Annotated in this window: 10 protein-coding genes and 1 pseudogene; 7 read left to right on the top strand and 4 right to left on the bottom strand. The window is 69.6% G+C overall.

What is annotated here, in order from left to right; all coding sequences use genetic code 11:
• Window positions 1–381 precede the first annotated feature (381 nt).
• The 3 genes from lhgO to ACFCV8_RS07525 all read left to right on the top strand — a co-directional run bounded on the left by lhgO (window position 382) and on the right by ACFCV8_RS07525 (window position 4377).
• Window positions 382–1632: an L-2-hydroxyglutarate oxidase gene (gene lhgO / locus ACFCV8_RS07535; RefSeq protein WP_376684331.1), complete on the top strand. Its 1251-nt coding sequence runs from the start codon at window positions 382–384 to the stop codon at window positions 1630–1632.
• 64 nt (window positions 1633–1696) lie between these two features.
• A complete protein-coding gene (locus ACFCV8_RS07530; RefSeq protein ID WP_376684330.1) occupies window positions 1697–2941 on the top strand; it encodes an Nramp family divalent metal transporter in 1245 nt (414 codons plus the stop codon).
• A gap of 200 nt (window positions 2942–3141) precedes the next feature.
• On the top strand, window positions 3142–4377 hold the full coding sequence (locus ACFCV8_RS07525; protein ID WP_376684329.1) for an MFS transporter: 1236 nt from the start codon (window positions 3142–3144) through the stop codon (window positions 4375–4377).
• 228 nt (window positions 4378–4605) lie between these two features.
• Here ACFCV8_RS07525 and ACFCV8_RS07520 read toward each other — a convergent pair.
• Window positions 4606–4873: pseudogene (locus ACFCV8_RS07520) on the bottom strand (hypothetical protein); the annotation flags it as partial.
• 782 nt (window positions 4874–5655) lie between these two features.
• Between ACFCV8_RS07520 and ACFCV8_RS07515 the strand changes: the two are divergent.
• Window positions 5656–6060 carry a DUF4357 domain-containing protein gene (locus tag ACFCV8_RS07515; protein WP_376684328.1) on the top strand — a complete coding sequence of 135 codons (405 nt, stop codon included), beginning with the start codon at window positions 5656–5658 and terminating at the stop codon, window positions 6058–6060.
• A 90-nt stretch (window positions 6061–6150) separates the two neighbouring features.
• Complete coding sequence (locus tag ACFCV8_RS07510; protein WP_376684327.1) at window positions 6151–7977, top strand: zeta toxin family protein; 1827 nt, start codon at window positions 6151–6153, stop codon at window positions 7975–7977.
• On the opposite strand, the gene ACFCV8_RS07505 is transcribed toward ACFCV8_RS07510, so the two are convergent.
• Window positions 7935–8222, bottom strand: coding sequence for a hypothetical protein (locus ACFCV8_RS07505; RefSeq protein ID WP_376684326.1), 288 nt, complete (start codon window positions 8220–8222; stop codon window positions 7935–7937). The two genes, ACFCV8_RS07510 and ACFCV8_RS07505, sit on opposite strands and share 43 nt — an antisense overlap.
• Window positions 8223–8381: 159 nt before the next feature.
• Here ACFCV8_RS07505 and ACFCV8_RS07500 point away from each other — a divergent pair, with 159 nt between their 5' ends.
• Window positions 8382–11054, top strand: a complete 2673-nt coding sequence (locus tag ACFCV8_RS07500) for an ATP/GTP-binding protein (protein WP_376684325.1) — start codon at window positions 8382–8384, stop codon at window positions 11052–11054.
• Between the two features lie 80 nt (window positions 11055–11134).
• Here the strand turns inward: ACFCV8_RS07500 and ACFCV8_RS07495 are convergent, their stop codons facing one another.
• Entirely contained in the window at window positions 11135–11377 is a 243-nt protein-coding gene (locus tag ACFCV8_RS07495; RefSeq protein WP_376684324.1) for a hypothetical protein, read from the bottom strand.
• A 94-nt stretch (window positions 11378–11471) separates the two neighbouring features.
• Window positions 11472–11732 (bottom strand): hypothetical protein, encoded by a 261-nt coding sequence (locus tag ACFCV8_RS07490; RefSeq protein ID WP_376684323.1) that lies wholly within the window; start codon window positions 11730–11732, stop codon window positions 11472–11474.
• 448 nt (window positions 11733–12180) lie between these two features.
• On the opposite strand from ACFCV8_RS07490, the gene galE reads away from it, so the two are divergent.
• Window positions 12181–13176, top strand: coding sequence for a UDP-glucose 4-epimerase GalE (gene galE / locus ACFCV8_RS07485; RefSeq protein WP_376684322.1), 996 nt, complete (start codon window positions 12181–12183; stop codon window positions 13174–13176).
• Window positions 13177–13181: the final 5 nt, after the last annotated feature.

The raw sequence follows: 13181 nt of genomic DNA, 5'->3' as shown, positions 1-13181 counted from the left end.
CGCTCACCCACGCGTCGCGCGCCACAGGCCCGATCGCCCACCCCGCTGCCCGCCGGCGAGCAGCCGCGGACAGAGAAGGTGATCTGGCAGCAAACCGGGTGCCTCGACTCCTCACGAAGTCCCTCACCCACCTCCGCTACAGCGGACATGGATTCTTTTCAGCAGCCAGCTTGAAGCACATTCTCGAACGGCACGCGTGCTGTGTGACAGCGCTATCCGCCGATGCCGTACATGCGGATAGCGCTCACCCTCGCGGTGGCCCTCGCTAACCCGAGCGTACGGAATTCTGCTGCGATGCCTGTCCGCCGACCCCTCGGACAGATGCCGGACGCCCCGTTGAGGGCTTATTCCCGCGAAAACTAACAGAGCCGGAAATTAATTATGGACACATTCGCCGAACCCCCGACAGCCAAGGAACGCCCAGTCGCCTCCAGCAGGCCGTATCTGTCACGGCAACACATAGTGATTATCGGAGGCGGCATCGTCGGACTTTCCGTCGCACGTGAACTTGCAAGTCGCGGGGTGCGCGTCACACTGTGTGAGAAGGAAGAAATCTGGGGTGCGCACCAGACCGGCCACAACTCGCAAGTCGCTCACGCCGGTGTCTACTACGCCCCTGGATCGGCCAAGGCCCGCCTGGCGGCAGCCGGAAACCGGTCGATCGTCGCCTATGCCAAACGCCATGGGGTCGCCGTCAGGGAATGCGGCAAGCTTATCGTGGCCACTACCCCGGACGAAGTGTCGCGCCTGGACGGGCTGGCCCTGCGGGCCAAGGCGAACGGTGTTTCGGCACGGTCGATAGGTCCGGAGGAAGCGCGCGAGATCGAACCGCACGTGGCGTGCCTCAAGGCACTGCACGTCGCTTCCACTGCTTCCGTAGACTTCTCCGGCATTTGCGAGGCCATGGTCGAGGAGCTCAATGAGGCAGGAGCCGACCTGCGGCTGGCAACGCCGGCCTTGGCCATCCGTCATTACGGCGGCCGCGTGGAGGTCGCCACGAAATCTGGGGTCATCCGTGCTGACCGGCTGGTGAACTGCTCAGGTCTGCACGCGGACCGAATCGCGGAAATGGCCGGCCTGCGGCCGCCGGTACAGATCGTGCCGTTTCGCGGCGAGTACTACCAACTGCGGTCCAGCGCAGCTCACTTGGTTCGTGCTCTGGTGTATCCGGTGCCTGATCCGTCCTTGCCGTTCCTGGGCGTGCATCTGACAAGGATGTTGGACGGCACTGTTCACGCAGGTCCGAACGCTGTCCTTGCTCTGGGACGCGAGGGCTACCGCTGGCACGACGTGTCGGTACGGGACTTTGCGGCCACAGTCCGGTACCCGGGGTTGTGGCGACTTGCCAGACGCTTTCCGCGGATCGCGATAGACGAGGTCACCCGCTCATTCTCCCGGAGACGTTTTGCCGCCAGTCTGTCCCGTCTGGTGCCCGCCATTGAGGCCGCGGACATTGTTCGGGCTGGTTCCGGCGTCCGCGCCCAGGCCCTGCATCGCGACGGCACCCTGGTCGATGACTTCCTCCACGTGCGGGCCAAGGGGCAGGTGCACATACTCAACGCTCCCTCTCCGGCAGCAACTGCCTCTCTGGAAATCGCCCGGCACATTGCCGATCAGGCGCTCGAAGACTGACGGTGCCGCGGCTGTCCCGCCCACCGCGTGCGTGCTCCCGCCCTGACTTTGAGAGAGGATTTCCGTGACGGCAAGCGTTGGCATCGTCCGAAAACCCGTCACCCGGCGGGCAATCATGTACGGTCCCGCCTTCGTGGCGGCTATTGCCTATGTGGACCCAGGAAACTTCGCCACCAACTTCGCAGCCGGGTCTCGATTCGGTTACCTGCTGCTGTGGGTGATTATCGCAGGCAACCTCATGGCGCTGCTGGTCCAGATGCTGTCCGCCAAGCTCGGCTTGGCAACCGGCCGAGATCTCCCGCAGTTGTGCCGCCTCCATTTCCCGCGGACTGTCGTCGTCGGACTATGGATCCAAGCTGAGCTCGTCGCTATCGCAACCGATCTCGCGGAGGTCGTCGGAGGCGCAATCGCGCTCCAGCTTCTGTTCGGCATCCCCCTGCCGATCGGTGGACTTATCACCGGTGTCGTAGCTTTCGCCCTGCTGGGCCTCGAATCCCGTGGCTACCGGCGTTTCGAGTTGGCCATCGCTGGGCTCCTGCTCGTGATCGTTGCCGGGTTCATGTTCGACACCGCCCTGGCCGGAGTCGATCTCTCCGGCATCGCCGGGGGGACCGTGCCGCGCTTCACCGGCTCGGAGAGCGTCCTGATCGCCACCGGGATCCTCGGAGCGACGTTGATGCCTCACGCGATCTACCTGCACTCCAGCCTTACCGGTGCGCACGCGCGCACTCTACGGGGGGACAGGTTGACTAGCGGGCGTCAGCCCTTGCTCAAAGCGATGCGGCGCGATGTCGTGGTCAGCGTAGGCCTGGCTGGGCTCGCCAACGCCACGATGCTCATCATCGCTGCCCGGCTCTTTCACCCCACTGGCCAGTCGACAGACACCCTCGCTGGTGTGCACGACGGACTGGGCAGCGCCCTCGGCTCGGGTGCCGCACTCGCCTTCGCCATTGCTCTGCTGGCCTCTGGCTTCGCATCGTCTTCTGTAGGTACCTACGCCGGCCAAGTCATCATGTCGGGCTTCCTCAACCGCTCCCTGCCGCTTGCTCTACGCCGCGGGATCACCCTTGCTCCATCCCTGGTCATTCTGTTCTCGGGCGTCGACCCCACCAGCGCTCTGGTGTGGTCCCAGGTCGTGCTGTCCTTCGGCATCCCTTTCGCCCTTGTGCCGCTCGTCCTGATCACCCGCAGCCCCGCAATCATGGGCCCTCTCGCCAACCGGACCGGCACGACGGTTGTGGCCTCCGTCATCGCGGTTCTCGTCAGCGTCCTGAACTTCTACCTGATCGGCCAAATCCTCTTGGGATAGGCGGACCAGCCACAGCACCTATGAAAGAGCGGGGTCCACGATGACGCTGTACTCCCGCCATCTACCCGCTAGTTCAAGCCACAGGAACCCCTGGAGGCAGTACAGCGAACCAACGTGGTCTCCCCAACAACCGATCAAACATGTAAGTTACAAACGGCAATTTCGGCCCTTACCTCCCGTCAAGGCTACGGAGCCCCTCCATGCCCCACCTGCTGCCGGACACGAGACCACAGCGCATCCTCGCCGCCTCGAACTTCGTCTACACCGTCGGCAGCGGCCTCTACCTGACCGCCGGTGTGCTGTACTTCACCCAAGCGGTTCACCTCCCAGCAGGCCAAGTGGGCCTCGGCCTCGCCATAGCCGGCACAATCGCCCTGGCCGCCGGTGTCGCAGCCGGTCACCTCGCGGACCGGCATGGCGCACGCGGTGTCTACGTCGTCACTCTCACCATCCAGGCCGTCGCTACCGCTGCCTTCGTACTGGCCGACAGCTTCTGGCCATTCGTCATCGCGGTCTGCGCGGCAACCGGCGCCAAAGGGGCGGGCCTGGCCGCCCGCAGTCCCCTCATCCGGCACCACGGAGGCGAGCGCCCTCAAGAATTCCGCGCCTACCTGCGGGCCGTGAGCAACATCGGCATCTCCCTCGGTGCCGTACTGGCCGGCTGGGCCGTCCAAGTGGGCACCCACACGTCCTACCAGCTGCTCGTCATTGGCAACGCCATCGCCTTCGCGGCGTCCGCGGCCGTCATGTTCCTCCTGCCGAAGGTCGCACCCGTGCCAGTGGAGAAGGGGCCGCGCTGGATAGCTCTGCGGGACCGGCCCTACCTCGTGCTCACCGTTCTGGACGGCGTCATGGCCATCCAGTTCAAAGTGCTGACCGTAGCCATCCCCCTATGGCTGGTCACCCGCACCGAGGCCCCCCACTGGCTCATCTCCGGCACGATGCTCCTCAATACGCTCCTCGTCATCGGCTTCCAGATCCGCGCCAGCCGCAACATCAACACCCCGACCGCCGGCGCAACGGCCTACCGCCGTTCTGGCGTTGCTTTCCTCATGGCCTGCGCGCTGATCTCGATGTCCGCCGGGCTGCCAGGCTGGGCGGCCGCGGCCCTCATCCTTGCCGCGGTCATCGTTCACACCATCGGTGAACTGTGGCACTCCGCAGCTGGCTTCGAGGTCTCCTTCGCTCTTGCACCCCAGCACGCCACCGGCCAGTACCTGGGAGTGTTCGGACTCGGCGCAGGCCTGGCCGAGGCCGTCGGCCCCGCCCTGCTCATCTCCCTCTGCATCACCTGGGGACGCCCAGGCTGGTACGTCGTAGGGGCCATATTTCTCCTGGCGGGACTGGCCGCACCTCTCACCGTCAGCTGGGCTCAGCGCCTTCAGTCCCAAGTTCCTGCCCGCAACGACGTAGAGAACCAAGCAGCCCCGACGTGAGCAGAGACAAGGGAGCGAGGGCCATGTCGACGATGCTGGTCCAGGGGCCGGCACACGCCGCTCATGTCTGCGGAAGCTGATGGAGTCGCTTTGGCAGCCTGGGAGGACACAGTAAAGAAGCGCGATTCGGAGATGGCCGAAGAACGCCGACCTGCGGGGACCGCAAGCGAACGCGGCCCGGCAGGCGCTGGTAGCGGGTCCGCCGCGAGCGCGTCAGCCCGTGCCGCTCGGGCGGGCCGCCGGGGGCCAGCCACAGCGCTCCTTGTGGAGTTCCGCGACGCGCTGGCCGAGGAGGTCCAGGAGGTCGGCCACGGGACCGGCCGAGAGCTGGAGCAGGGACAGGACCTGGAGGACAGCCTCGATCGCCTCGGAGACGGCGGTGGGCTCGACGCCCTCCGGCGCGGCGTGCACCAGCGACCAGGCATCTAAAGTGCGCGACCCAGCCGCGGAGCACCGTGGAGTCGTCACGGTCCCAGGCACGCAGCCGCCAGCCGGGGCTTCATCACGCCCAAAGCCGGCGCGGCCTCCCCGCTGACGGCTCGCCTCCACTCGCGCAGAGAGCACCTACCTCCAACGCCAGCGGAACCCCGCCCGCCCCCCGTCGGCCACAGCGTTCCCACGGGCCCGACTTGCGGCCTCTTCCGGATCCCCATGGACTCGGCCTCAGCTGCCCGACGGTGGTGCTCGCACGCCTGCCAACCACCGTCGGCTGATGGAAGAGGACAGCTACCGCGTGCGCCTCACTGAAGCGTTCGCCGCTGAGCCCGTGGCAAGGGGCCGTCTCTCCCAGCCTCTTCAATTGAGAGCCCGGCACTGTGCTGCGACGTGTGCCTACGACCGGTTCCAGTTGTCCTTCTGCGTCGGCCGCCGCCCCTGGACGCTTCGAGCTCCTCCCTCTTCACGCGGTCCTGCCCAGCGGCGCCGGCTGCGGAACCGAGGCCATCACTGATCCGGCTTCCTTTGCCGCGCGCTCCGTACGGGTCCAGCGCAGACCGGCTCCCACGCCTCGGCAACCCTCCGGTCGATTCCGGGATCGGCGGATTCTCTCCGACGCGTGGGGGCGCCGCCGAGATGTCCCTGTGTTGGGAGCTTCACCTCCCGGAGTCTGCGTGACGGTTGCGGGCTCGTTGCGCCGACGTTCCATGACAGGGGTGATCGCTTGGGATGAAAGTTCTGCTGAATCACTTGTCATAGAAGTAGATACAAGTTGCTTGTGTCGCTTAAGGTCGAAGCTGAAGTCAGCGGAAGGCCCCTGGGGCCGCGAGGACAGGAGATCGCATGGCCACGCTCAGCATCCACTTCGACCCCGCCGTCATCGCCCGGCTCACGAGCGCGAGCGGTGACGACACCATCCACGTCACCCTGTCCCTCGGGGGCGGATCCGACGGCGCGGCGGCCCCGGCCGTTGTCCCGCACGGGCCGCTCGCCGCTCTGATGCAGGCCGGCCTGCTGGAGCCGGGCACCGTTCTCACCTTTCACCAGCGCCGCGCCAACCGGTCGGGCCGTGCGGTCGTGACCGCCGACGGCCAGCTCATCGTCGACGGCCACCCCTCGCCCTTCCCCTCCCCGTCGAAGGCGGCGGAAGCCGTCACGGGCAACATCATCAACGGCTGGACCCTGTGGCACGTCGAGGGAACGGGCCGCACCTTGGACGACCTGCGTCGGGATCTGGACACCCAGTAGGGCCGCGGGCCTTCCGGCCCGCGGCGTGTGATGCGCGGGCCGGAAGGAATCAGGTCGGAAGAAGAGCTCGAACGCGGCCGGGAGACGTTGGTGGAGAAGTACGGCGAGCTGTTCGCCGAGGTGATCGTGCCGGAGCTGACGGCAGGCGCCGTGGCGCAGGAGCGCCCGGTGGTGGTGTTCGTGGCCGGGCAGGCCGGCAGCGGCAAGACGTTCGTGATGGATCTCGTGCACAGCGCTCTTGGGCGGCGGGGCGGTGCGGTGCGGGTGGACCGGGACGGCTACAAGGCCCTCCACCCGCACTACAGCACCTTCCTGACGGAGGACGTGCGGACAGCTGGGGTGCGGGTGCGGCCGGAGACCTACCGCTGGCAGGCCGAGGTCGAAGCCCACGCCCGCGGCCGCCGGTTCGACGTCGTGGCGGAGGAGGCCCTGGCCGACCCGGCCGGGTGGCTGGCCACGCTCGCCGTCTACCGCGCGGCCGGCTACCGCACCGAGGTGGTGGCCCTGGCCGTGCCGGAGGCCGTGTCCCAGCTCGGTGTGCTGGACCGGTACCTGCGCCTGGCCGAGGAGGGCCGGGCCCGGTACGTGGGGTGGGACAACCACGACGCCTGCGCGGCCGCGCTGCCCACCGCCCTCGCGGACATCGAGGCCGGGCACCTGGCCGACCGGGTCGTCGTCGTACGGCGCGCCGGAGAGGTCCTGTACGCCAACGAGCTCGGGGCCGAGGGCCGCTGGAAGCAGCCGGCCGGTGCGCGCGAGGCGCTGCTGGGCGAGCGGTTACGTCCGTGGAACGCGGCGGAGACCGGCGTCTTCCGCCGCCAGCTCGCCGCCGCTGACCGGCGCGCGCACGACCCGCGGCTGCCCGAGGACTGGGCCCTGGCGGTGCGGCGCGACGGCGAGCGTGCGGCCGCGCTGGCCGAGCCGCTGCGGCGCGGCGTCCAGACTCGCCGGGAAGCGCCCGGTGTCGACTACCACCGGCTCTCCGCGGAGGAACACCGCTGGATCTTCGACACGCTGATCGCCCCGGCCCTCCTGGAGGACATCACGCCGCAGGAACGGCCGGTCGCGGTGTTCGTGACGGGTCAGCCCGGCTCCGGGAAGACCACCACGGCCCGGGTGCTGCGCCGGGCCCTGCGTGGCCGGCCCACCCGGATCAGCGGCGACTTCTTCAAGGCGTCCCACCCGGACTACTACGACCTGCTGCGCGAGGAGCCGCGCACGGCCGGCGAACGCATCCGGGCGGACTACCGGGCCTGGCAGGCCATGGCCGAGGCCGCCGCACGGGAGCGGCGCGGGGACGTGACGATCGAGATCGCCCCCGGCAGTGCGGCCGGCTTCGTGGAGAGCGCGATGGCCTACCGGCGGGCGGGCTACCGGGTGGAGCTGGTGGTGCTGGCCGTACGGGCGGCGGACTCCCGGCAGGGCACCGCGGTGCGCTGCGCCGAGGTGAACCGGCTGGGCGGCCGTGGCCGTTTCACCACCGCGGCCGGGCACGGCCACCACTTCGCCGTGCTCGCCGACGCGGTGGCCGCGGCCGAGCGGGAAGCGGTGGCCGACTGCGTCATGGTGTGGGGGCGCGACGGCACCGTCCTCTACCGCAACGACCGCACCCCTCAGGGCTCCTGGGCCCGGCCGGCAGTGGCGGCGGATGCGCTGCTCGCCGAGCAGCGGCGCCCCTACACCTCCCGGGAGGCGGCACGCTTCTGGGCCCTCCAGCGGCGTCTGCGTACGGAGCTCCCGCACTACCGTCACGACATCGAGGAGATCGCCCGCCTGGCGCGGGCGCTGATGCCCGCTCACCTCCAGCCGCGGCGTCTTGCCGGTCCCGCGGCCGTGGCCGCGCTCCCCCTGCCGCGGGCCCGTGACGGCGACGGCTACGGGCCGGTGGCCCCGAGCTTCTTCAGGCGGGTCGCGTAGGACGCGGTGATACGGGCGGTCTCCTGTGCGTCGGCTTCCTCCAGCCGCGCCCGGTCGCGCACGCACTCCTGGCGCTGGGCGAGCAGCTGGTTCAGCCGTTCCGGATCGGGGTGGGGCGTGCGGCGCTCGGCCAGGATTGCCCGGCTGTACCAGGCCATTACCTCTTCCACTATGTCGGCGGGGGCCCGGGGGCTGACCGCGTCGGCCGGCTCGAAGGAGTTGGAGGGGGATGTCGGATCGTGCATGGGAACCAACTTTCGCAGGAAGACGACAAAAGGATCATTGTCGGGCGTGGCCGATATCCAGTCCACTACCGGCAGGCTCCGGACGTACCGACCGGAGTGACCGCCACTCGCCACCGGGCGGCATAAGTTGGGGCGCAGACGATCACCTGTGGGGGGACCATGGCCGACAATCTGCGTGCGCTGTTCAGCTCCAACGACCCGTCGGCTTTCGATGTCTCGGAGGCGTTCACCGACCGCAACAGCCAGTGGTCCGTGGTGGCCGCCGCGCTGGAGGAGCACCTGCGCCGCGTCGCCGACGGGTCCATCGACGTGGAGGACCTCGAAGCGCCCCGCACGAACGTGATCGTCTTCCACGGGATCGGCGGGGTCGGGAAGTCGACCCTGCTCCGCAAGATCGAGGCCGCGCTCACCGCCGCCGAGCAGCGCCCCGAGCAGTGGGGCGCACCTGCCTGGACCGAGCGGGTCCTGCCCGTCCGGATCGATCTGTCCCGGGCGGCGTCGACCGGCTCGGACTTCGAGCGGGTCATCCTGACGATCCGCCTCGCGCTCGCAGGGGCTCTGGACCGCACGGTGCCGTCCTTCGACGTGGCCTTGCGGCATTACTGGGAACACGTGCACCCCGGTGAGCCCCTGGACGAGTACATCCGCCGGTCCGGGCTGGCGGGCCGTTTCTCCAGCATGCTGCCCGGACAGCTGCGGGCCGGAGTCGGTGAGGTCGCTGCTGCCCTGGCGCTGCCCGGCCTGGTCGGCTCCGCGGCCGGCCAGCTGACCACCGCGCTCGTGTCGGCGCTGCGCGAGCGCCAGGAACGTGCCCGCGCCCTGGCCGGCGCGGCCCGGACTGCGGCCTTGCTGGAAGCCGTGCCCGATCTGGACGCGCTGTCCTTCTACCCGCACCTGCTGGCCTGGGACCTGAACCAGCTGCCCGTGAAGAAGCGGCTCACCCCGGTGGTCCTGCTGGACACCTTCGAGGACACCGCCGACCGCCACCGGGACTTCGAGCGGCTGCTGCAGCGCCTGGTCTGGCTCCTGCCCAACGTCTTCTTCGTCATCGGCGGCCGAAGCCGCCTGCAGTGGGCCGACCCAGCCCTCCACGGCCAGCTCGACTGGACCGGCCCCGCCGCCTGGCCCGGCCTGGCAGCAACTCCCTCCTCCCTGACCGTGCCGCAGCCCCGGACAGCCGGCGCCCGGCAGTTCCTGATCGGTGACCTCTCCCCCGAGGACTGCGAGGCCCACCTCGCCCGCCGCCTGGTCCAGGACAGCCGGCCCCTCATCGGTGCCGGCATCCGGGCCGCGATCACCGCCCGCTCCCACGGCCTGCCCCTCCATCTCGACCTCGCCGTGAGCCGCTTCCTGGAGATCCGCCGCACCGGCCGCACCCCCACCGCGGCCGACTTCGACTGCACCTTCCCCGCCCTCCTCGCCCGCACCCTCTCCGACCTCACCCCCGAAGAACGCCACCTGCTGCGCAGCGTGTCCCTGCTGGACGCCTTCGACCTCGACCTGGCCACCCGGACGGCCGGCCTCGCCCAGCAGGCCCCCGCCCGGCGCCTGACCGAGCGGCCCCTGGTCACCGAGGACCCGTACGCGCTGTGGCCCTACCACCTGCACCGCGCGATCCGCAGCGCCGTCCGCGACGACGACCACAGCGACGACCGCTGGACCCCGGCCGACTGGCACCAGGCCGCCACCCGCGCCCTGGCCGCACTCGGCAACCAGTGGACGAACGCCGCGACCCTCGGCCCGGGCCGGCTGCTTCTCGTCGCGTGCCTGCGCCAGGGCCTGCGCCTGGCCCGCGACCACCACCTCACCAGCCTCGGCTGGCTGACCGACGCCGCCTACGCCTACACCGACGACTCCGTCTGGGAACCCCTCACCCTCCCCACCCCCACCACCCCGGTCCCCGACACCCCCGCCGACGCCGTGGCCGAGCTCCTCACCGCGATCACCCGCCGCCAGCACGAACACCGCCAGCACACCGCCGACCGCCTCACCGCCGTCCTGGACACCGGCCTGCTGCCCGCAGAGCTGACCGAGATGGCCCTCTACTACCGGGCCAAGGCCCACAAGGACCTCAGCCAGAACGCCGCCGCCCGCACCGGCATGCGCCAGGTCGCCGACACCGGCGGCCGCCTCGCGCCCAAGGCCCGCCGAGGGCTGGCCAACCTCGCCCGCCTCAGCGGCGACTTCCCCACCGCCCTGGCCGCCGTCCCCGACCTCGGGTGGAAGGGCCGCCACCACCGCGTCCTCGGCGACATCCACTGGTCCCAGGCCGACACCACAGCCGCCGTCACCGCCTTCGAGGCCGGCCGGGCCGAGGCCGAACAGCACGGCGCCGCGGGCGAGCGCGCCATGACGCAGGTCCGCCTCGCCCTGGCCCTCTCCTTCGCCGACCCCGCCCGGGCCGGCGACGAGCTCGCCCTCGCCCACCAGCTCCTGACCGGCCTCGACCAGCGCTCCAACACCCTCCTCGCCCAGGTCGTCGCCCTGATCAAGGACGCCGGAACCGACAGCGTCCCCGGCCGCGCCCAGGGCCTGCATACCGACATCGACAGCGCGGGACTCCCCTTCCTCCACCGCTTCGTGGAGCTCGCCCTCGCCTTCCACCACGCCGTCCGCGACGAAAGCCAGGACCTGACCGCCACCATCGGCCGCCTGCGCGCGCTCACCGCCGCCGGCGACTTCGCCTACTTCACCGACATCGCCCACTTCATGGCCGACCTGCCCCTGCCCGAGCCCTCGACCACCCGCTGGACCACGAGCGAGGACGACGTCCGCTCCGCCTGGCACACCCTGGTCCAGACCCGCCAGAACCACCTGCACACCGGAAACTGACCCATATACGTGCGACGGCCCCGACCAGATGCGCCTGGTCGGGGCCGTACATGGATCACCGGGCACCGGGCCCGGAAAAGTCAGCCGGCGCCGTCGGTACGACGCCCCACGAGCTCGGTCAGCAGCTCAATGATCTGGGCCTGGTTCCGGTCGATCTTCTTGCCGAGAGCCTCGACCTTCTGGTCCAGGTTGCCGATCTGCAGGCGCACCGCGGTCAGGTCGGACTTGATGATCCCGAACTCACGGCCGTGCTGGTCCGCGACCTCTTCGAAACGCCGGGTGAGCGCAGCGAGCTCGCTGTGTGCGATGGGGTCCTCGGGCACGCGGAACGCTCCTGTCGGATCATGAGAACAACAGACATCAGGGGCTTCACGATATCGCGCCCGCCCGACACGGAGGCCACGGCGAGATGACCCGCTATTCCGGATGCCGCTCCATCCAGGTGTGCACCGCCTGCTCCACCGCGTCCTGCATCCGGATGTCACGGGCGATGCAGCGGACCTTGAAAGCCCTGTGCAGATCAGCCGGGAGGGACGTCCCGAACGGCACTCGTCTCCCCGGCACCGCGACGGGAGAGGCAGACGGACCGGCGGGGGCGACTGGAGAAGAAGGGGGCCGTTCGGCTGCCTGGCCGGAGGCGAAGCGGACGAGCGCCTCGTACGACTCGGAATTCGTCATGTGCTGGTAACGAACCGGACAGCTCCGCGGTAGCGCCGCCGCCTACCCGGGCAGGCGAATTTGAGCTGAACGGCGAAGCCCAGCCTCGTCGCCCCGGTCTTGTTCCGTAACCAGCCCGCCTTGTCGCTGTTCAGGGTGAAGTGGTCCACCACCCCGTCCAGGCCCAGATCGCGCCCCACTGTTCGGCCCCCTCCGCACACCCCCGTGATCACATGTCGGGCTGGGCGGTAGAGGCGCCGCTGTACACCGGGCGCGGAAATCCGGGAACCGCCACGGCACGGTGACCGGAGCTGGTAGAAGGGCGCCCGGACGGGACGCCGGCGCATCCGGCGTCCCGTGAAACCGGGCCCGGCGAGGCAGCCGAGAGGCCGCCCTAGCCCGCCTGGTTTGTCCGATAGCCTTGCCCGGTCGCCTACTGGGGCTGGAACGAAGCCGGGAGAGAAACATCGTGGTGAAGGTCCTTATCGCCGGGGGAGCCGGTTACATCGGCAGCACCGTCGCCTCGGCCTGCCTGGACGCGGGCATCACCCCCGTGATCCTCGACAACCTCGTTCGAGGGCGCCGCGAGTTCACCGAGGGCCGCACCTTCTACGAGGGCGACATCGCCGACGGCGCACTGGTCGACCGGATCTTCTCGGAGCACCCGGACATCTCCGCGGTGGTGCACTGCGCGGCGCTGATCGTGGTGCCGGAGTCCGTCGCGGACCCGATCGGCTACTACGAGGCGAACGTGGCCAAGAGCCTGGCCTTCGTCAGCCACCTGCACCGCAACGGCTGCGACCGCATCATCTTCAGCAGCTCGGCCTCGATCTACCAGGCGGAGGACGGCTCGTCCGTCAACGAGGAGTCGCCGCTGGCGCCGCAGAGCCCGTATGCGCGGACGAAGGCCGTGTGCGAGGAGATGTTCGCCGACATCGCCGTGGCGGGGCCGCGCGTGCTGTCGCTGCGGTACTTCAACCCGGTCGGGGCCGACCCGAAGCTGCGTACCGGACTCCAGCTCAAGCGGCCCAGCCACGCCCTGGGCGTACTCATCCAGGCACACCAGGAAAGCCGTCCGTTCCCGATCACGGGCACGAACTACCCGACGCGCGACGGCAGCGGCATCCGGGACTACGTGCACGTCTGGGACCTCGCCGCGGCCCACATCGCGGCGATCGAGCGCTTCGACTCCGTCCTCACGGGATCCAAGCGCTCGATCGCCATCAACCTCGGCACCGGCTCCGGCACCACGGTCCGAGAGCTGTGCGAGGCGTTCAACAACGTCGTCAGCACCCCGCTGGAAACCCTCGACGCCGATCCGCGGCCCGGTGACGTGGCCGGCGGCTACACCAAGAGCGACCGGGCGGCCGAGCTGCTGGGGTGGACGCCGAAGCTGTCCCTGGAGGACGGCATCCGCTCCGCCCTGGACTGGATTCCGGTGCGCGACGGGCTGTTGAAGGACTGACCCTT

The organism is Streptomyces sp. NPDC056347, assembly GCF_042262625.1.
GTDB lineage: Bacteria > Actinomycetota > Actinomycetes > Streptomycetales > Streptomycetaceae > Streptomyces.
Note: the sequence above shows the minus strand (reverse complement) of the source record. Positions and strands in the feature narration are given on the sequence as shown.